General features: G+C 71.6%; 18 protein-coding genes and 2 pseudogenes. 17 read left to right on the forward strand and 3 right to left on the reverse strand.

The features are described 5' to 3' along the window. Positions 1–537: 537 nt before the first annotated feature. The 6 genes from ACZ8AI_RS19015 to ACZ8AI_RS19040 all read left to right on the forward strand — a co-directional run bounded on the left by ACZ8AI_RS19015 (position 538) and on the right by ACZ8AI_RS19040 (position 3,083). Positions 538–1,209, forward strand: a complete 672-nt coding sequence (locus ACZ8AI_RS19015; protein WP_464859443.1) for a hypothetical protein — start codon at positions 538–540, stop codon at positions 1,207–1,209. Further along, positions 1,118–1,456 carry a hypothetical protein gene (locus ACZ8AI_RS19020; protein WP_464859444.1) on the forward strand — a complete coding sequence of 113 codons (339 nt, stop codon included), beginning with the start codon at positions 1,118–1,120 and terminating at the stop codon, positions 1,454–1,456. Before ACZ8AI_RS19015 ends, ACZ8AI_RS19020 begins: the two co-directional genes overlap by 92 nt. A gap of 304 nt (positions 1,457–1,760) precedes the next feature. Further along, positions 1,761–2,114, forward strand: a complete 354-nt coding sequence (locus ACZ8AI_RS19025; RefSeq protein ID WP_464859475.1) for a response regulator — start codon at positions 1,761–1,763, stop codon at positions 2,112–2,114. A gap of 168 nt (positions 2,115–2,282) precedes the next feature. Further along, the gene (locus ACZ8AI_RS19030) at positions 2,283–2,378 is read left to right on the forward strand and encodes a LuxR C-terminal-related transcriptional regulator (RefSeq protein WP_464859445.1); all 96 of its coding nucleotides are present in this window, start codon (positions 2,283–2,285) and stop codon (positions 2,376–2,378) included. Between the two features lie 130 nt (positions 2,379–2,508). Next, on the forward strand, positions 2,509–2,712 hold the full coding sequence (locus ACZ8AI_RS19035) for a ribbon-helix-helix protein, CopG family (protein ID WP_464859446.1): 204 nt from the start codon (positions 2,509–2,511) through the stop codon (positions 2,710–2,712). Then, on the forward strand, positions 2,709–3,083 hold the full coding sequence (locus ACZ8AI_RS19040; RefSeq protein WP_464859447.1) for a type II toxin-antitoxin system death-on-curing family toxin: 375 nt from the start codon (positions 2,709–2,711) through the stop codon (positions 3,081–3,083). The genes ACZ8AI_RS19035 and ACZ8AI_RS19040 overlap by 4 nt, the downstream gene beginning before the upstream one ends. Positions 3,084–3,413: 330 nt before the next feature. On the opposite strand, the gene uxaC is transcribed toward ACZ8AI_RS19040, so the two are convergent. Next, positions 3,414–6,506, reverse strand: coding sequence for a glucuronate isomerase (gene uxaC, locus ACZ8AI_RS19045; protein WP_464859448.1), 3,093 nt, complete (start codon positions 6,504–6,506; stop codon positions 3,414–3,416). Positions 6,507–6,775: 269 nt separating this feature from the next. Here uxaC and ACZ8AI_RS19050 point away from each other — a divergent pair, with 269 nt between their 5' ends. The 9 genes and pseudogenes from ACZ8AI_RS19050 to manD all read left to right on the forward strand — a co-directional run bounded on the left by ACZ8AI_RS19050 (position 6,776) and on the right by manD (position 15,700). Continuing rightward, positions 6,776–8,095 carry an ABC transporter substrate-binding protein gene (locus tag ACZ8AI_RS19050; RefSeq protein WP_464859449.1) on the forward strand — a complete coding sequence of 440 codons (1,320 nt, stop codon included), beginning with the start codon at positions 6,776–6,778 and terminating at the stop codon, positions 8,093–8,095. 91 nt (positions 8,096–8,186) lie between these two features. Next, the gene (locus tag ACZ8AI_RS19055) at positions 8,187–8,405 is read left to right on the forward strand and encodes a hypothetical protein (RefSeq protein ID WP_464859450.1); all 219 of its coding nucleotides are present in this window, start codon (positions 8,187–8,189) and stop codon (positions 8,403–8,405) included. 90 nt (positions 8,406–8,495) lie between these two features. Further along, positions 8,496–8,960, forward strand: coding sequence for a carbohydrate ABC transporter permease (locus ACZ8AI_RS19060; RefSeq protein WP_464859451.1), 465 nt, complete (start codon positions 8,496–8,498; stop codon positions 8,958–8,960). Positions 8,961–9,104: 144 nt separating this feature from the next. Beyond that, positions 9,105–10,064, forward strand: coding sequence for a carbohydrate ABC transporter permease (locus tag ACZ8AI_RS19065; RefSeq protein WP_464859452.1), 960 nt, complete (start codon positions 9,105–9,107; stop codon positions 10,062–10,064). Between the two features lie 80 nt (positions 10,065–10,144). Further along, on the forward strand, positions 10,145–10,981 hold the full coding sequence (locus tag ACZ8AI_RS19070) for a sugar phosphate isomerase/epimerase family protein (protein ID WP_464859453.1): 837 nt from the start codon (positions 10,145–10,147) through the stop codon (positions 10,979–10,981). Next, a complete protein-coding gene (locus ACZ8AI_RS19075; RefSeq protein WP_464859454.1) occupies positions 10,978–12,003 on the forward strand; it encodes a Gfo/Idh/MocA family protein in 1,026 nt (341 codons plus the stop codon). Before ACZ8AI_RS19070 ends, ACZ8AI_RS19075 begins: the two co-directional genes overlap by 4 nt. Before the next feature lie 181 nt (positions 12,004–12,184). Then, positions 12,185–13,074 (forward strand): annotated as a pseudogene (locus ACZ8AI_RS19080) (sugar phosphate isomerase/epimerase family protein). Positions 13,075–13,165: 91 nt separating this feature from the next. After that, positions 13,166–14,347 (forward strand): mannitol dehydrogenase family protein, encoded by a 1,182-nt coding sequence (locus ACZ8AI_RS19085; RefSeq protein WP_464859476.1) that lies wholly within the window; start codon positions 13,166–13,168, stop codon positions 14,345–14,347. Next, positions 14,344–15,700 (forward strand): annotated as a pseudogene (gene manD / locus ACZ8AI_RS19090) (D-mannonate dehydratase ManD). Before ACZ8AI_RS19085 ends, manD begins: the two are co-directional and overlap by 4 nt. Here the strand turns inward: manD and ACZ8AI_RS19095 are convergent. Beyond that, positions 15,663–17,885, reverse strand: a complete 2,223-nt coding sequence (locus ACZ8AI_RS19095) for an ArnT family glycosyltransferase (RefSeq protein ID WP_464859455.1) — start codon at positions 17,883–17,885, stop codon at positions 15,663–15,665. The pseudogene manD and the gene ACZ8AI_RS19095 sit on opposite strands and share 38 nt — an antisense overlap. Next, positions 17,882–18,187 (reverse strand): hypothetical protein, encoded by a 306-nt coding sequence (locus tag ACZ8AI_RS19100; protein WP_464859456.1) that lies wholly within the window; start codon positions 18,185–18,187, stop codon positions 17,882–17,884. Before ACZ8AI_RS19100 ends, ACZ8AI_RS19095 begins: the two co-directional genes overlap by 4 nt. Positions 18,188–18,340: 153 nt before the next feature. On the opposite strand from ACZ8AI_RS19100, the gene ACZ8AI_RS19105 reads away from it, so the two are divergent. Both ACZ8AI_RS19105 and ACZ8AI_RS19110 read left to right on the forward strand, forming a co-directional pair. Further along, positions 18,341–18,724 (forward strand): hypothetical protein, encoded by a 384-nt coding sequence (locus ACZ8AI_RS19105; RefSeq protein WP_464859477.1) that lies wholly within the window; start codon positions 18,341–18,343, stop codon positions 18,722–18,724. After that, positions 18,678–19,112, forward strand: coding sequence for a hypothetical protein (locus tag ACZ8AI_RS19110; protein ID WP_464859478.1), 435 nt, complete (start codon positions 18,678–18,680; stop codon positions 19,110–19,112). The genes ACZ8AI_RS19105 and ACZ8AI_RS19110 overlap by 47 nt, the downstream gene beginning before the upstream one ends. The last annotated feature ends 18 nt before the right edge of the window (positions 19,113–19,130 follow it).

Below are 19,130 nucleotides of genomic sequence, written 5' to 3' on the forward strand. Positions count from 1 at the left end.
AGCGGTACTCATCGGCATCGACATCGCCCTGGGCGAACCGGTCGGCGAGGACGGACTGACCGCGCATCTCGACCGCGCTCGCCAGCTGCCCCGGCGGAGCACGCCGAAGACGACCGAGACGACCAGGAACGCGAAGAAGAAGAACGCGGGGAAGACGAAGAACGGGAACCCGCCGCCGTGCCAGTACGGCGCGTTCGCTGCGATGGTGGTGCGCATGGGGACCTCCCTGAGGTCGGCTCTGGGTGCCGCTGTCGCGACCCCTCCAGCGTCGGGCTCCGGAGGCGCGGCACGCGTCCCTCACGAAGCCCCACTCCCGCCCGCTCCCGCAGTCGTAGAGCGGCGCCGCCCCCACAGGCGGATACTCCCGGGGAGTGTCCACAGGTCGTGCTGCCGCCCGAGGACCGAGCTGGTCGGCGACCTCGGGGTCGCTGCAGGACACCGCACTGATCGTCGCCGACCCGGCGCCGGACGACGCCCGCCTCGGCGGTCGTCGCCGCTTCGCACGGGTCGGCCGCGTGCTGCCGGTCGCGGTGGGTGGTGATCGTCGGGACGGTCCTCGCCTCCCGTTTCGCGACGGTGCCGGAACCGGCGACGGCACGGTCGTCGGTGGTCCGCCCTGGGTGCGACACGCGTTCGCGTCGGCGGAAGGCCTTCGACGTCGTCCAGCTCGGTCCCTTCGCGATCACGTTGCTCGTCGCCGGCGTGGTGGTCCTGCCCTGGCGGTGGCGGTGGCCCGAGGGGCTCTTCGTCACGCTCGCCACGACCATCGGCTTCGCCCTGGTCGTGAGCCCACGGGGTCCCTTCGTGGCCGCGCTCACGATGGCGATGGCGAACGCCTGCTCCGGGGCACCGGACGTGGTCGCAGCCGCGGCCGGTCTGAGCATCGCCGTGCTGCCGACGGCCGACACGGTCCTCGGTCGCTCGTCCGTCCTCGACCTCAGCGTGGTGCTGCTCTGCATCGCCTGGGTCACCGTGACCATTGCGGTGTCCGAACTCGTCCGGGTCCGACTCGAGCGCGTCGCCGACCGCCGACGGCAACGAGCCGAGGCCGCACGTCGTCGGGCGGCGGACGAACGCGTCCGTATCGCGCGGAACCCACGACTCGGTGGCGCACAGCATGTCCCCAATCAACCTGCAGGCCGGGGTCGCGCTGCACCTCGGGGCGGACCTGCCGGACCAGACGCGGCAGTCGCTGGCGGACATCCGTGACTCCAGCCGCGCAGCCCTCGTCGAGCTCCGGACCTCGGGGTCCTCCGGGCGGTGGACGCGCCGACGGACGAGTCCAGCCCCGGGCCGGCCGAACGGAAACCCGGCACCCGGCCTCGACCGCTGGCCGACCTGGTCGAGCGCGCCCGGGCCGCCGGCATCGACATCGGGCTGTCCGTGTCCGGTGATCCGGGTGCGACCGGTGGCGTCACGGACCGGAACGCCTTCCGCATCGTGCAGGAGTCGGTGACGAACGTGATGAAGCACGCTCCCGGGCACCGCCGACGTCTCGGTGTCGATCGGCCCGGACGTCGTCGACCTGCTCGTCGAGGACTGCCCCGTGCACCCGGACGGCGTGCCCTCGGCCGGCGCGCACCCGAACGGCGACCAGCCACCGACCCGCGCCGTCCCTCGGTGCGGACCGGCAACGGCTCATCGGCATGCGCGAGCGAGCGATCGCCACCGGCGGCGAACTCCGGGCCGGACCGACCACGAACGGCGGATGGCGCGTCGGCCAGACTGCCGGTCATCACCGCAGACCCAGAGGCCCAGCCGTGACCGACCACCGCGAACACCCCGACGCCGCACGGCCGATCCGGGTCCTCCTCGTCGACGACCAGGTGCTCGTCCGCGCCGGGCTCCGCGCCCTCGTCGACGCCGAGCCGGGCATGACGGTCGTGGGAGAGGCCGGCGACGGTGACGCCGCCGTCGAGTCCGCACGAGCCGAACACCCGGACGTCGTGCTCATGGACATCCGGGTGCCCGGCACCGACGGACTGACCGCCACCCAGCGCATCTCGGCCGACCCGTCCCTGGCGGACGTCCACGTGGTGATCCTCACCACCTTCGAGGAGGACGACTACGTCTTCGAGGCGATCCGCGGCAGGGGGCGGCCGGCTTCCTCGTGAAGGACACCGAGCCAGCCGAACTCCTGCGGGCGATCCGGACGGTGGTCGCCGGGGACTCCCTGCTCTCGCCCGGGCGACCCGCTCCCTCGTCGAGGCGTACGCGACGCACGCGAAGCCGGCGTCCCTCGCACCGGCCTCGACGTCCTCACCGACCGGGAACGCCAGGTGATGCAGCTCGTCGCGGTCGGCCTCACGAACGCCGAGATCGCCGAGCGCCTCTTCGTCAGCCCGATGACGACGAAGACCCACGTCTCCGCGCGATGATCAAGCTCGGCGCCCGCGACCGCGCGCAGCTCGTGGTCTTCGCCTACGAGACCGGCCTCGTGACCCCCCGGATGGCAGCCGTGACGCTCCTCGATCGCCCCTCGGTATCACAACTGATACCATCCCGGTCATGGCCATGACCCTCCGACTCGACGACGACGAGACCAACGCGCTCCGGAAGCGCGCCGACCACGAGGAGCGTTCCATGCAGGAGATCGCCCGGAGCGCGATCCGTGAGTACATCGAGCACCACAGTCGCTCCGACCTCATCGACGGGATCCTCGATCGTGAGCTTCCCCGGTACGCCGAAGCCCTGGAACGCCTCGGCCGGTGATCCACCTCACCATCGACGAGGCGCTCCACGTCGCCCGCCGGACGCTCGGCGACGGTGTCGCCCTCCGTGACGTCGGACTGCTCGAGGCCGCCGTGGCCCGGCCGGCTGCGTCGGTCGGCGGGCGTGACGTACCGACCCTCGTCGAGAAGGCCGCGGCCCTGGTGCAATCGGTCGTCCGCAACCACGCGCTCGTCGACGGCGACAAGCGACTCGGCCTGATGCTGCTGATCGTGTTCCTCGGCGTCAACGGCCGGCGGCTCACCGCCAGCAACGACCAGGCGCACGACTTCATCGTCCTGATCGCCGACGGTCGGCTCGACGCGGTGGGTGACATCGCCGAGGCGCTCGGGCACCTCCTCGAACCGACCTGACAGCGACTGACGCGACTGACGGCGACCGACGGCGACCGACCGCGATGGACGGCAACGGACGGCAACGTTCGCCGGAACCCTGGCTGCGGAGTTGCATGGGCCCATGTCGTTCACCGGATTCGGCGTCGTCGCCGGAGCAGAACTGACCGAACCCGCTCGCCGCGCAGGCGCCGACCACGTCGAGCCCACGATCGCCGGCAACCTCGTGGTCCGCGAGGGCGCGGGATGGGCGCTCGCCGACTCCTCCGCCGGTGAACGGTTCCCGTCGTTCGCGGTCCTCGTCCCCGGCGACCTCCCGCTGCTGACCGCTGACCGCGGTGCGGTCGGCGACTACTTCGCCGAGGTCCTGCCGATCGTCCACTCCGTCGCCGACCCCGGAGCGACGATCGTGTTCGGTTCCGGAACCGCCCGGACCGCTCCGGACGACATGCCGCGGCCCGAGGCGCACCGGCGCTTCGCCGAGGTCGTCCGCGCCGCACGTGACACCGCCGCCGCGCACGACCTCGCAGATCGCCGTCGAACCGCTGAGCCGGACGGAGACGAACCTGCTGCACACCGTCGCCGAGACGGTCGCGTTCCTCGACGAGTGGGCCTCGGCGGTGTCGGCGTGGTCGCCGACCTGTTCCACCTCCGCAACGAAGCCGAGTCGCTCGAGGTCGTCCGCCGGCACGGGGACCGCATCGGGCACGTGCACCTCAGCGACCCGGACCGCCGGCCTCCGGAACCGTCGACGACGTGTGGCGGACGTTCCTCGCCGCGGTCCACGACGGCGGGTACCGCGGTGCGGTCTCGCTCGAGTGTCGTTGGTCGCCGGACCCCGACGAGGCCGAGGCGGAGATGCGCGATGCGCTCGGTCGCGTCCCGCGCCGCACAGCCGACGGTCATCTGACCCGGGTGCACCGGACGACGAGCCCTCAGAGCTTGAACGTCGCCTTCGGGATGTCCGACACGATGCGCCGGGCGGTGCGGACCGCATCCTCCTCCGAGATCTGGTGCGTGACCACGAGCGACGCCAGGTACGCCGCGTCCGCCCGTCGCGCCATGTCGTGCCGCGCGGGGGATGGAGCAGTACGCCCGGGTGTCGTCGATGAACCCGGAGGTCTTCGTGAACGACGCCGAGTCGGTGATCGCCGACCGGTAGCGCCCGATCGCCGCCGGGGTGTCGATGAACCACCGCGGGGCTCCGGCGTACACGGCGGGGTAGAAGCCGGCGAGCGGCCCGATCTCGCGTGAGAACACGGTCTCGTCGACGGTGAAGAGCACGAGGTGGAAGCCCGGTGCGGTGCCGAACGACTCGAGCAGTGGTCGGAGCGGTTCCGTGAAGGACCCGACGGCGGGCAGGTCGTGCCCGGTGTCCGGCCCGAAGCGTTCGAGCGTCGGCCCGTGGTGGTTCCGGAGCACGCCGGGGTGCAGCTGCATGACGAGGCCGTCCTCGACGCTCATCTCGGCCCAGCGGTAGAGCATGTCGTGCCGGTACGCGGTGGCGTCCGCCGTCGAGACGTCCCCGCGGAGCGCCGCCGCGTGGATGCGCTCGCGGTCGGTGGCGGACAGGGGCGTGGACCCGGCGTCGAGCACCCCGGTGTCCGTGGCGGTGGCGCCTGCTGGATGAAGTACTGGCGACGTGCGCGGAGTGCTGCCAACAGCCCTGCGTGGGTGCCCGTGTCGATGCCGGCGGCTTCTCCGACGGACGCGACCACGGGCCTCCAGTCCGGCCGCGACGGGTCGAAGCACGGCGTCCGCGCGGAAGGTGGGGACCACCCGGCCGGTGAAGGTGGGGTCGGCGGCCAGCCGCGCGTGCGCGGCGAGGTCGGCGTCGGGGGCGTCCGTGGTCGCCAGGACCTCGATGCCGAAGGCGTCGAACAGGGCGCGCGGCCGCATCTGCGGCTGCTGCAGCAGGGCGGCGATGTGGTCGTACTGCGCGTCCGCGTTCGCGGCCGACGGCTGCTCCGTCAGCCCGAAGACGTCGTGCAGCTCCGTCTCGAACCAGTAGCGGACGGGGGTGGCGAGGAAGTCGTCCCAGTGCTCGGCCAGGTTCCGCCAGACGGCGCGGCCTGGAGGCGCGGGATGGGTTCCGGACAGGTCGGCGCGTCCCAGCGCCTCCAGTCCGACGCCGTTGGCGTGCAGGAGCCGCAGGACGTAGTGGTCCGGCGCGATGAGCAGCGAGGCCGGGTCGGCGAACGGCTGGTCGTCGGCGATGAGGGCCGCGTCGACGTGCCCGTGAGGGGAGATGATCGGCGCGTCCGCGACGGCGTCGTAGACGGTCCGCGCGACGGCGCGCGCTCTCGGTTCGGCGGCGAAGAGCCGGTCCGGGTGCGGCGCGAGCAGGGTGGCGGTGCTGGTGCGGGTCATCGTCGACTCCTTCAGGACGGACGGTGGTGCGAGGCCGGCGCGGGGCCGGTCGACCTCGCGGACGGTGAGGTGCGTGGGCAGGGCGACTGCGCCGCTCATGTGCTCGCCGGGCAGCTCGTCGGCCGGGATCGCGCCGAGGCGCCCGAGGAGCATCCGGATCGCCACGCGACCGGCCCGTTCGATGGGGGAGGTCATGGTGGTGAGTGGTGGGTTGCAGAAATCGGCGCCGAAGATGTCGTCGCAGCCGACGATGCTCATGTCCTCGGGGACGCGGACCCCGCGCTCCCGGAGGCGGGCGAGCATGCCGATCGCGATGAGGTCGTTGAACGCGATGCACGCGGTCGCGCCGGCGTGCACGGCGGCGTCGGCGGCCGCGGCGCCGGAGTCGACGAAGGGCGCGTGCGGGCCGACCCGGGCGACGCGGACGTCGAGGCGCTTGGCGACCCGGACGAGGGCTCGCCAGCGGCGCTCGTTCGACCACGAGCTGTCGGGTCCGGCGATGTAGAGGACGTCGCGGTGGCCGAGCGAGACGAGGTGCTGGACGGCCTGTTCGACGCCGCCGGGGGTGTCGATGAGGACGGAGGGCACCCCGGCGGGCCGGCGGTTGACGACGACGAGCGGGGTGCGTTCGGCGAACCGGGCGATCTGCGCGTCGGAGAGGCGGGACGCGGTGAGGACCGCACCGTCGGCCTTCCCGGCGATGGCGCTCAGGGCGGCCATCTCGGCGTCGGCGGACTCCTCGGTGTCGACGAGCAGCTGCGTCCACCCGGCTCCGGCGAGCTGGTGCTGCGTGCCGCGGATGACGTCGAAGTAGAAGGGGTTCGTGATGCCGGACACGAGCACGGTGACCGCCCGTGTGCGACCGGACGTGAGCGCTCGGGCCTGCGAGTTCGGGACGTAGCCGAGTTCGCGGGCGGCCTGCTGGATGCGCTGCTGCGTGGCGTGGTTCACCCGGTCGGGCAGCGAGAGCGCTCGGGACACGGTGGACGGGGCGACGCCGGTCGCGTCGGCGACGTCCCGGATGGTCACCCGTCGGGACGCGTCCGCGGCGGGGCCGGTGCTCGTGCCCGCCACGGACGCGTCCGTGGCGGGGCCGGTGCCCGATCGCCGTGCCGTCGGCGGTGACGTCGGTGTCTGTGCTGCTCACGAAGCCGAACGTAGGCCGGTCTGGCAACAAGTGGCAACCGGTTGCCGGATGTTGCCAAGCGGGGAACAGTGGTCACCACGCCGGGGGCACGACCACCCGGCACCCGGGCGGCAGCGTCGCTCCCGGGTGGAGGTCTCGAGGAGGAAACCCCCGCATGAGCACAGGAAGACTCAGGAAACGCACCCTGGTCGGTGCCGTGGCCGTGGTCGCCCTCGCCGCGCTGTCCCTGCCAGGGATGCGCCGTGGTGAACGGCAGCGGCGACGACCCGAACACCCTCCGCGTCATGATGGGCGCGGACACCACGTACCCCAAGGAACGCAAGCAGTGGCAGCAGGACACCGCCGCCGAGTTCAAGCGCACCACCGGGGCCGACATCCAGTGGGAGACCTACTCCTCCGCGCAGGAGGAACTGACCGCGATCCAGACGAGCGTCATCTCCGGGGCAGGAGCCCCGACGTCTACGCGATCGGCACCACCTTCACCCCGACCGCGTACGCCACCGGTGCCTTCGTCGAGATGGGCAAGAAGGAGTGGAAGGCGATCGGCGGGAAGGACCAGTTCGACCCGGCGTCGTTCGGCATCTCCGGCCCGAGCGCCTCGAAGCAGATCGGGATCCCGTTCGCCAGCCGTCCGTTCGTGATGGCGGTCAACAAGGACCTGCTCGCCCAGGCCGGCATCGACGAGATGCCCACCACCTGGGACCAGCTCACCGCGGACGCGAAGGCGACCACCGGCGACGGCCACCACGGCATGGCCGTCGCGTACGCCGACGGCTTCGACCCGTGGAAGTTCGTCTGGGGCATGGCGCAGAACGCCGGCAACACGATCGTGTCCGGCAACGGCAAGGCCGAGATCGACTCGGACGCCGTCGCGAACGCCTACCGCACCTACTTCGACTGGGTGACGAAGGACGGCGTCGTCGACAAGGCCGCGATCGGCTGGAACAACGCCCAGGCCCTCGCGCAGTTCACCGACGGCAAGGCCGCGTTCTTCCCGATGACCACGACCACCGCGATCAACTCGTTCAAGAACACGAAGGTCGACGGCAAGTACGAGTTCGCCCTGCTGCCGACGGTCCCACCGGGAGCCACGACGCGTCCGTCCGACGGCATCGAGGCCGCCAGCATCCTGTCCGGCGACAACTGGGTCGTCGCCGACTACGGCACGAAGCAGGACCTGTCGTTCGACTTCATCAAGCAGCTCAGCACGCCGAAGGCCCAGCTCGAGTACTACCGCCTCTTCGGCAACCTGCCCACGAACGCCGACGCCGCAGCGGACCTCGCGGCCGACAACCCGCAGCTCAAGCCGATCATCGACGCCGGGAAGCCCTCGAAGCCGACCGCCTTCACCGGTGCCTGGTCGGACATCCAGCTCTCGCTCGTGGACGTCGTCGTGCAGTCCATCCCGTCGCTGAAGAGCGGCGAGGTCACCGACGACCCAACCCGGAAGCGCCTGCAGGACGCCCAGAAGGACGCCCAGTCCACGCTCGACCGTCAGAAGAACGGAGGCCTGTGATGACCAGCACGCAGACCCGCCCCGAGCAACGCGCCGAGACGGTCCGTCCCGTCGGCAAGACCCCCTCTACAAGCGCGAGCGTCCCCTGTGGATGCTCCTGCCCGGCGGCGTCCTCATGCTCGCCGTCATCGTGGTGCCGCTCCTGGTGGGCGTGTTCATCGCGATGCTCGACCTCGACCAGTACACGCTCCGCCAGTGGTTCAGCGCACCCTTCATCGGGTTCGCGAACTTCGCCGAGGCCTTCACCGACTCCCCCTGCTGCACTCCATCTGGATCTCGGTGTCGCTGTCGGTGCTCGTCACCGCGGTGACCGTGCCGATCGGGGTCGCGGCGGCGATCTCCACGCAGAACCGGTTCCCTCGGTCGCGGGCTCGTCCGCTCGGTCTACCTGATCCCGTACGTGCTCCCCGCGTTCGTCGTCGGCACGTTCTTCCGGACGATGCTCCAGCCGCAGGGGGTCGTGAACTCGATCCTGCACACCGACGTGCTCTGGCTGAACGGCTCGGCGTCGTACTGGGCGCTCGCCGGCGTCATGGTCTGGACGAGCTGGCCGTTCGTCTACCTGCTGTCCCTCGCCGGGCTGCAGGCCGTGGACAACGAGGTGCACGAAGCCGCGGCACTCGACGGGGTCACCTGGTGGGCGAAGCTCCGCTACATCATCTTCCCGTACCTGCGCGGGCCGCTCTCGCTCGCGATCATCATCTCGATCCTGCACAACATCAACAACTTCACGTCTGCCGTTCGTCCTGTTCGGCACCCCGCTGCCGTCGAGCGTCGAGGTGATGCCCGTCCTGACGTACATCGCCAGCTTCCAGTCGTTCCGCTTCGGCCTGTCCGCCGCGATGGCGATCTGCCTCGCTCGTGATCGTCGCCATCCCGCTGTTCGTCTACCTGCGGGCGGTCAAGCTCGACACCGGTGACGACGCCGGCCCCAACCGGAAGCAGCGCCGGGCCGACCGCGCGACGCTCGCCGCCTCCCGACCGCCGCCGACATCGACGGAGCACGCGCATGACCACTCCGAGCACGTCCTTCAGCACCCGCACCCGTCCCACGGCGACGCTCACCGAGAGCATCACCACGGGCGACCGCGGCCGGGGCCACAAGCGCCCCTACGACACCGACGTCACCCGGCTGCTGCCTCGCTGGCTCCTCGTCACGGTGATCGCGGTCATCATCGCGTTCATCGCCGTCCCGGTGCTCTACATCCTGTTCGGCTCGGTCAACTCCGACGTCGCGGTCGCCCGCGGCGAGTACTTCCCGTCCGAGTTCACGCTGTCGAACTACGTCGACATCTGGTCGACGGTCGCGCTCGGCGAGGGGCTCGTGAACTCGATGCTCACCGCCGGGGCCGTCGCCGTCGCGAGTGCCGCGCTCGCCGTGTCCACCGCGTACGTGCTCGTCCGCTTCCGGTTCCTCGGCCGCCTGACGATCCTCCGCGGACTCCTCGCCCTGCAGTCGATCCCCGGCACGCTCCTGCTCCTGCCCGTGTTCGTGGTGTTCTCGAACATCGCCAGCGCCACCGGCGTCCAGATCATCGGCACCCGGTGGGGGCTGTTCGTCACCTACCTGACGTTCGCGCTGCCGTTCTCGACGTGGGTGATGGTCACGTACCTCCGCGGGCTGCCGAAGGAGCTCGAGGAAGCGGCCCGCATCGACGGCGCCAGCTCGACGAAGATCCTGACGAAGATCGTCCTGCCGCTGTCATGGCCCGGCATCGTCGTCTCCGCGATCTTCGCGTTCCTGCTCGGCTGGAACGACGTCCTGTTCTCCACGATCATGACGACCCCGAACACCCGCACGGTCGCCGTGGTCCTGCAGGTGCTCGGCACCACCCAGGAGGGCGGCGCCGTCCCGATCTACGGCCAGATGATGGCCGCCTCGATCGTCTGCGCCGTGCCGGTCGTCGCCTTGTACCTCATCTTCCAGCGCTACCTGGTCGGCGGTCTGACCGCCGGATCGGTCAAGTAGCGCGAGTTGTCCACAGATTGCCTGGAGGCGCGGTGCGGCCCCGCCACGCGCCCCAGGCTGGTCTCCATGAAGGGAATGCAATGACCCAGCCCAGTTGGGAACTCTCCGGTTTCGGTGACGAGATCGACGCCGACCCGGTCGTCCAGGTCGCGGTGCTGCAGGCGCTCGGAGCCAGCGCCATCGAGGTCCGCAGCGCCTGGGGGGTGAACGTCGTCGACCTCGACGAAGACCAGCTCGCCGGACTCCACCGCCTGTTCGAAGAGCGTGGGCAGACCGTGTCCGCCATCGCCTCGCCGATCGGCAAGGTCTCCGTCGACGAGCCCGTCGAACACGAGGTCGGACGGCTCGGCCGTGCGATCGCCGCTGCGCACGCCCTCGGCACCACGAACATCCGGATCTTCTCGTTCTACTTCGAGGGCCGGCAGCCGGAGGACGTCCGCGACGACGTCCTCGTCCGGATGCGTGCCCTGGCCGACCTCGCCGAGCGCGAGGGCGTGACCCTGCTGCACGAGAACGAGAAGGACATCTACGGCGATGTCCCCTCGCGCGTGCTCGACATCGTCGAGAGCGTCGGGTCCCCGGCACTCCGCCTCGCCTGGGACAACGCGAACTACGTCCAGTGCGGCGTCCGTCCGTTCACCGACGGCTGGGCCCAGCTGGCCCCCTACGTCGACTACCTGCAGGTCAAGGACGCCCTGGCCGCCGACTCGTCGGTGGTCCCCGCGGGCGAGGGCGACGGCGAGCTCGTCGAGACCCTGACCGCGCTGCGCGACGCCGGGTACTCCGGCTACGCCTCGCTCGAGCCGCACCTCAGCGACTTCACCTCCCTCGGCGGGTTCTCCGGCCCCGCGGCCTTCGGTCGCGCCGGTCGCGCCTTCCGCACCCTCACCGACCAGATCGGAGTCACCCTGCGATGACCACCCCACTGAAGTTGGCAGTCGTCGGCGCCGGCGTCATCGGCCGCCACCACGCCAAGGTCGCCGTCCACCACCCGGACCTGCAGGTCGTCGCGCTCGTCGACGCGATCCCCGCCGCGGCCACCAGCGCCGCCGACGAGATCGAGGCGATGGGCGTCGAGCGTCCGATCACCACGTCCACCATCGAGGAGGCGATCGCGCAGACCGACATCGACGTCGTCGCGATCTGCTCGCCGTCGGGCATGCACGTGCAGCTCGCCGAGGCCGCACTGGCCGCCGGCAAGCACGTCGTCATCGAGAAGCCCCTCGACACCACGATGCCCCGGGCCCGGCAGATCGCTGCGCTCGCCGCGGCGGCACATGATCGTGGACTCGTCACGAGCGTCATCAGCCAGCACCGCTTCGACCCGGCCTCGGCCGCCGTCGCCGCAGCCGCCCACGACGGCGGGTTCGGCACCGTCACGTCCGGCCTGGCGAGCGTCGCCTGGTACCGGTCGCAGGGCTACTACGACTCCGGCGACTGGCGCGGCACCTGGGCGCTCGACGGTGGCGGCGCGGTGATGAACCAGGGCGTGCACACCGTCGACCTGCTCGTCTGGGCACTCGGTCGCCCGGTCGAGATCTCGGCGCAGACGGGCCTGCTCGCGCACGACCGCATCGAGGTCGAGGACACCGCGGTCGCCACGGTCCGGTTCGCCGGCGGCGCGCTCGGGGTCATCCACTGCACGACGGCCGCGTACCTGGGGCTCTCCGCCCGGTACGCCGTCTACGGCACGCACGGGTCCGCGATCGTCGACGACGACCGGCTCGCCTACTTCCCCCCACATCGCACCCGACGCCGCGATCGCTCGAATCGGCGTCCACCACGTCGAACGCCAGCGCCGTCGCGGGGCCGTCGACCAGAAGGACGACGTCGTCCCGCCGGAACACGTGGTCGGCGGACCGGCCGAACCGGACCACTTCGCGGCGGGACACGGTCGGCAGTACACCGACATCGTGGCCGCGATCCGCGAGGGCCGTGAGCCCGGCGTGACCGTCGACGCCGCCCTCGTGTCGCTCGCCACCGTCCGCGGGCTGTACGTCAGCGCGACGCTCGGGCAGCCCGTCCGGATCGACGACGTGATCGAGGGCAAGTACGACGACGTGGTGCCCGTGGTGGGCGCTGCAGCCACGTCCGACACCGCCACCGAAGGAGCCACCCCGATGAAGTTCTCCGTGTTCACCGCGTCCACGCCGGACTGGACCCCGTCGCAGGCCGCCTCGACGTTGGCCGAACAGGGCTGGGACGGCATCGAGTGGCGCGTCGTCGACGACCGCCCCGCCGACGGCGCCGAGGTAGCCCGCCGGCCGATCCTTCTGGGCCGGCAACCAGTCGACGTGGCAGTTCACCGGCATCCAGGACCAGGTCGGCGAGATCGCCCGGATCACCGACGCCGCCGGCCTCGAGTACTCCGGAATCGGCGGCTACCAGCAGGCGTCCGACCACGACGGCGTCGAGACCATGCTCCGGGTGACGAGTGAACTCGGAGCCCGGCAGGTGCGCGTGACGATGCCGAACTACCGTGCCGAGAAGGAACGCACCGGCGCGACGTACGGCGAGCTCTTCGACCGGACCCGTGCCGACCTGGAGTGGGCGGCGGACCGCGCGGCCGAGCTCGGGGTCAAGGCCCTGGTCGAGCTCCACCCACATGACCATCACGCCGTCGGCCTCGGCGGCACTGCGCTTGATCGACGGGCTCGACCCGGAGCACATCGGGGTCATCCACGACCTCGGCAACCTGGTCATCGAGGGGCAGGAGGACCACCTCGCCGCGTTCGAGCTGCTCGGCCCGTACCTCGCCCACGCCCACGTCAAGAACGCCCGGTGGGTCGACACCGGGGACACCCGGGCCGACGGCAGCACGATCTGGGTGAACGAGTGGGCGCCGCTCCGCACCGGCCAGGCCTCGGTCGCCGAGTACCTCGACGCGCTCCGGCAGGTCGGGTACGACGGCTGGGTCACCATCGAGGACTTCTCGATGGACCTCCCGCTCGAGGCCCGGACCGCCGACAACCTCGCCTACCTGCGCTCCCTCGTTCCGGTGTCGGCATGACCGATCGCCGTCCGGGCATCGCGCACCTCGGGGTGGGGCGTTCGCACGCGCCCACCTCGCCTGGTACACGCAGCGCGCGGGGGAGTGGGGCATCACCGCCTTCACGGGGCGCTCGCCCCGCACCGCGGACGCGCTGGTCGCGCAGGACTGCCGGTACACGCTCGTCACCCGTGCGGCGTCCGGTGACACCGCCGAGGTGGTCGACGCGATCGTCGCGGCGCACCCGGGTAGCGACGACACGGCCTGGAGGCGCGTGGTCGCGTCGCCGGAGACGACCATCGTCACGCTGACGGTCACCGAACAGGGCTACCGGTCCGGCTCCGACGTGCCGGCCCGGCTGGTCGCAGGGCTCGACGCCCGCCGTGCCGCCGGCGCCGGGCGCATCGCGCTCGTCAGCCTCGACAACCTCACGCACAACGGGGTCGTCCTCCGCGACGCGGTGACGTCCGCGGTGTCGGACCCCGCATTGCAGGCCTGGATCGACGAGCACGTGACGTTCCCGTCGTCGATGGTGGACCGGATCACGCCGGCCACGACCGACGCCGACGTGGCGGACCTCGCCGCGCTGCCGGGCGCGCTCGACGGGGACCGGGTGCCCGTGGTCACCGAGCCGTTCGCCGAGTGGGTCCTCGAGGACGCCTTCGACGGCGTCGAGCGGCCGACGTGGGAGACCGCCGGCGTCCGGGTCGTCGACGACGTCACGCCGTACGAGCAGCGGAAGCTCTGGCTGCTGAACGGATCGCACTCGCTCCTCGCCTACCTCGGGCTGCACCGCGGCCACGAGACCGTCGCCGAGGCCATGGCGGACCCGGTCTGCCGCGCTGCCGTCGACGCCCTCTGGGACGAGGCCGCGGCCGAACTCCCGTTGCCCGCCGACGAGGTCACGGCCGCCCGCGCGGCCCTCGTCGAGCGCTTCGCGAACCCGCGCATCCGGCACACCCTTCGCCAGATCGCGTCCGGCGGTTCCGAGAAGCTCCCCGTCCGGGTCGTCGACGTGCTGCGGCGCCGACTCGAGCGCGACCCGTCCGCCGGCATCGGCCCGGGTGCCGCGACGGCGATCGCGGCGTGGTGGCTCCACGTCACGACGCAGCCGGACCTCGTGGACGACCCCGGGGCACCAGGGCCAGACTCGGACGTGCACGACGTCCTGGCCGTCATCGCCCCCGACCTCGACACCACCCCCGTGGCCGCGGCCGTCACCGCCGCGGCCGACCGCATCCGACCCGCTGCGGCAGCAGCCCGCGGCGCTGCCGACGAAGGAGTCCACGCATGACCGACACCAGCACCACGAACCCGGCCGCTCCCGTGCCCGGAGCCACCGACGGCGGGTCGGCCACCGACCCGACCGCCGGGCGACCGGACACCTGGGCCTCGGCGGACCGCGGGCAGCTGATCGACCGTGCCGAGGTCATCGTCACCAGCCCGAACCGCAACTTCGTGACGCTGAAGCTCCACGACGGCCGACGGCGTCACCGGTCTCGGCGACGCCACGCTCAACGGCCGCGAACTGGCCGTCGCGGCCTACCTGTCCGAGCACGTCGTGCCGCTGCTCGTCGGGCGCGATGCCAGCCGCATCGAGGACGCCTGGCAGTTCCTGTACCGCTCGTCGTACTGGCGCCGGGGACCGGTCACGATGGCCGCGATCGCCGCCGTCGACATGGCCCTGTGGGACATCAAGGGCAAGGTCGCCGGGATGCCCGTGTACCAGCTGCTCGAGCGGCGCCTCCCGCACCGGGCTGATGGCCTACGGACACGCCTCGGGCAAGGAACTGCCCGAGCTCTTCGACTCGATCCGCGAGCACCAGTCCGAGGGCTACCGCTCGATCCGCGTGCAGACGGGCGTGCCCGGCCTCGAGTCGATCTACGGCATCGCGTCGAACAAGACCACCGAGGGCAACAGCGGCGTCCGCTACGACTTCGAGCCGGCGCAGCGCGGCGCCTTCCCGGCGATGGAGGACTGGGACACCCGGGCGTACATGCGCCATCTCCCCACCGTGTTCGAGGCGGTCCGGAACGAGTTCGGGCCGGAACTGCCGCTGCTGCACGACGGCCACCACCGGATGACCCCGCTGCAGGCCGCGAAGCTCGGCAAGTCGCTCGAGCCGTACGACCTGTTCTGGCTCGAGGACCGCACCCCCGCCGAGAACCAGGAGGCCCTGCGGCTCGTCCGGCAGCACACCACGACGCCGCTCGCGATCGGCGAGGTCTTCAACACGATCTGGGACTTCAAGGACATCATCCGCGACCAGCTCATCGACTACGTCCGCGGCGCGGTCACGCACATGGGTGGCATCTCCCCGCTGAAGAAGACGATGGACTACGCGGCGATGTACCAGATCAAGTCCGGGTTCCACGGGCCGACCGACATCTCGCCGGTGGGACTCGCGGCGCAGATGCACCTCGGGCTGGCGATCCACAACTTCGGCATCCAGGAGTACATGCAGCACGGGCCGAAGACGAACCAGGTCTTCCACCAGACCTTCACGTTCACCGACGGTTACCTGCACCCGGGCGACGAGCCCGGACTCGGGTCAGCCTCGACGTCGACGAGGCGGGGAAGTACCCGTACGAGCAGGCGTACCTGCCGTTCAACCGGCTCGCCGACGGCACCGTCCACGACTGGTAGCGGGCAAGCTGGGCGGCATGGGGTTCGCGGACGTGGCGAGGGAACTGCTCCTCGTCGCGCCCGCGGACTTCGTAGCCGAACGCACCGCACGGCAGCGAGCCGCGCGGAAGGACGACCGTGAGCTCGCGTCGGCGATCGGCGGCCTCCGGAAACCAGCGCCGGCGGCGTGGGTGGTCGACCTGCTCGCACACGAGGGCGCGCTCGACGAAGCGGTCGACCTCGGACCGGCGATCCGCGCGGCCCAGGCGGACGCCGACCCCGCCGAGATCCGGCGGCTCCGGAAGCAACGGGCGGGTGTGGTCGACGCCCTCGCCCAGGCCGGCGCCGACCTCGCCTCGGATGCCGGGCACCCGTTGACCCCGGCCGTGCTCGACCAGGTGCGCGCCACGATCGAGGCCGCGATGGCCGACCCGCACGCCGGTGCCGCCGTCCGGTCCGGCCTGCTCGTCCGGCCGCTCGAGAGCGCCGGGTTCGACGACGTCGACCTCGACGGTGCCCTCGCGGACCCGGATGCCGTCCCCGACGCCTGGCCCGGCAGCGATGCCCCACCGATCCCCATCGAGGAGGGGCGACGCGCGCGGAAGGCGAGCCGCGCCTCCCGGCAGACGGCACCGGAGCCGGAGCCGGAACCGGAACCGGAACCGGCGCGGAAGCGGCCATCCCGCGCCGCGCCGACGCGGGAACCGAAGACCGACCCGGCGGCCGCCCGTCGTGCGGCCCGCGAGGCCGAGACCGCCGCGAGGGCGGAGTCCGCGACGCCGACGCCGCGCTCGACGCGGCGGCGGACGAACTCGAGACCGCCGAGGAGCGCCGGGCCGACCTCGAACGGCAGCTCGCCGACGCGACCGCCGAGGTCGAGCGCCTCGAGCGAGCCCGCGACGACGCCGAGTCGGCGAGCGACCGCGCTCGGGACCTCCTGGCGGCTGCGCAGCGGCACCGCCGCGACGTCGGCCGCTGACTCGGGATCCGAGGCGCGTCGACCCGAGTCAGCCCGGGACGGCTTCGAGGACGCCGTCGCGCTCGCGGAGCGCACCGTCCTTGGGCATCCACACCTGCAGTTCGTCGACGGTGAAGTGCTCCAGGTCCTTCCCGGTGCGTCGCCAGGAACGAGGCGATCCCGGGCTTCATCGGGAACCGCGGGTCCACCCCCTGCACCACGGCGGTGACGTCGTCGGCGTCCGGCTCCCAGGTGCCGCGCTGGACGAAGTACGGCCGCCACGCGACCAAGTTGTACCCGCTGAACAGGATGGTGCCGTCGTCGACGCCCCGGGCGCGCAGCTCGGCGTCGAGCCGGGCGACCCCGGCCGGACGCGCCTGCGCCACCGCGACGCCGAGCCGGACCACCGGCGCGACGGCGAGGGTGAGCACGACGCAGACCGCGGCGATCCGTCGCACCCGCTGTCGGCGGCTGACGAGTCCGGGTGGCCAGCCGGCACGTCCGAGGCCGATGCCGGCGAGGGCGATGAGGAGCGGCATCCACGCGTAGTAGTAGTGCGCGAGTGCGACGTCCGACGCGGTCAGGAAGGCGACCTGCGCACCGAGGCCGATGCCGAGGTACGCGGACGAGCCGGTCGGGTCGGAACACGAACGCCGCGACCAGCCCGATGACCAGCACGAGGACGACCCAGCGGCTCGTGCCCTGCGTGAAGTACACGAAGTTCGCCCACCACGGGGCGAACTGGTACTCGCGGCCGAGCAGCTCGATGGTGTGGCCGGTCTCCGCGTGCCCGGTCTGGAACTGCAGCATGTGCACGAAGCCGCGCTCGAAGCCCACGGGCGCGTACAGCATCACGAACCCGACGACGAACGACCCGGCCGCGATCAGCCCGCCGGTCAGCAGGTCCCACCACCGGCGGAACAGGAGCGGCAACGCGATGATCGCGAGGACCAGCACGGCCGAGGTCACCTTCGACGTCACGGACAGGGCGAGCAGCAGGCCGGACGCCTCGGCCCAGAGCCAGCGTCGGCGGTCGGCACCGTTCACCCACTGCCACGCGGCGTACAGCGCGGCCACGGCGAAGAACACCATGACCGGTTCGAGCAGCGCCGTGCGGTCCATCCCTGTGGCGACGCCGGAGCCCGGGTCACCCCATGCGATGCCGTTCGCGCGCGGGGTGAGCCACCACAGGGCGGCGGCGATGAGCGCCCCCCAGAACCCGACCGGACGGGCGGAACCACAGGTCACAGGACGAGCCCGGTGCCCAACGAGGCGGTCGCCGCGACGTACCGCGGACCGAGCGGCCCCGGAGCGCCGAGGGCGAGTTCCGCCAGGCCGAACAGGTACTTCGCCGTCGTGCGGGTGCTCGAGGTTGCGGATGAAGACGCCGTGCACGTGGTTTCCCAGCCGGACACCACGTACACGTCCTCGTCGACGTCCACGCGCTGCCGGCCGACGTGCCAGTACGCGAAGACCACCGCGGCGGCGACCACGACCAGGAACACGACGATCCGCACGACCTGCGGACGGTCGAGCGGATCGGCGGGCACGGTGGGAGGCGATCACGGTGAACAAGTCTCGTACACGCAGGGACGGCCGCGGCGCGAGCCGGTGCCTGGTCCTGACCGCACCCTCAGTCGGTCCGACACGTGCCCGGACGGGTGCTGCTAGACTCGGTGACTGACTTTCGGCGAGGGGCGCGCGTGCGCGGCCGTGATCGACGCAGTGGGAGAGCCGGCCCCGTCCTGGGAGCGTTCCTCACGCGTGCACGCGTCTGGAGCTGCAACACCCACAGACCCCCACGATGCCAAGCACCCCGGTGTCGTCCCCGAGACCAGGAGACACCATGGCTGACTACACCAAGCTCGCAGCGGAAGTCCGCACCAAGTTTCGGCAAGGGCGCTGCCCGCAAGCTCCGCGCCGCGGACAAGATCCCCGCCGCCGCCTATGGCCACGGCACCGAGCCGCAGCACATCTCGCTGCCGGGCCACGAGACGATGCTCCTCCGTCCGTACCGCCAACGCGGTCGTCGACCTCGACATCGACGGCGCGCCGCAGCTCGCCCTCGTCAAGGACGTCCAGCGTGACCTGGTGCGCCAGATCATCGAGCACATCGACCTCGTGGTCCTCGGTCGCGGCGAGAAGGTCACCGTCGATGTGCCCGTCGTCATCGAGGGCGAGTCCTTCTCGGGCACCATCCACGGGCAGGACCTCAACACGGTCTCGCTGCTGGTGCTCGCGACCGACATCCCGGAGCACGTCTCCGTCAACGTCGAGGGCCCCGAGGACGGCGTGCAGATCCACGCCGCGCAGCTCGAGCCCCCGGAGGGCGCCGAGCTCGGAGACCGATCGCCGAGGCGCTGGTCGTCGCGATCGTCACCCTGGGTGGCACCCGCCGACGACGACGCCGCCGACGCCGCTTCGCCGAGGCCGGCGCCGAGCTGGGTGCCGAGGGCGCTTTCGGACTCCGAGTAACACCTGTCGCAGGCATCT

The organism is Curtobacterium sp. AC273 (assembly GCF_979253735.1).

Excerpts from the sequence above, each read along its gene's own strand:
- ACZ8AI_RS19020 (WP_464859444.1), top strand. The coding sequence starts at position 1,118 with ATGTCCCCAATCAACCTGCAGGCCGGGGTCGCGCTGCACCTCGGGGCG.
- ACZ8AI_RS19030 (WP_464859445.1), top strand. The coding sequence starts at position 2,283 with ATGCAGCTCGTCGCGGTCGGCCTCACGAACGCCGAGATCGCCGAGCGC.
- ACZ8AI_RS19035 (WP_464859446.1), top strand. The coding sequence starts at position 2,509 with ATGGCCATGACCCTCCGACTCGACGACGACGAGACCAACGCGCTCCGG.
- ACZ8AI_RS19055 (WP_464859450.1), top strand. The coding sequence starts at position 8,187 with ATGCTCCTGCCCGGCGGCGTCCTCATGCTCGCCGTCATCGTGGTGCCG.
- ACZ8AI_RS19065 (WP_464859452.1), top strand. The coding sequence starts at position 9,105 with ATGACCACTCCGAGCACGTCCTTCAGCACCCGCACCCGTCCCACGGCG.
- ACZ8AI_RS19070 (WP_464859453.1), top strand. The coding sequence starts at position 10,145 with ATGACCCAGCCCAGTTGGGAACTCTCCGGTTTCGGTGACGAGATCGAC.
- ACZ8AI_RS19075 (WP_464859454.1), top strand. The coding sequence starts at position 10,978 with ATGACCACCCCACTGAAGTTGGCAGTCGTCGGCGCCGGCGTCATCGGC.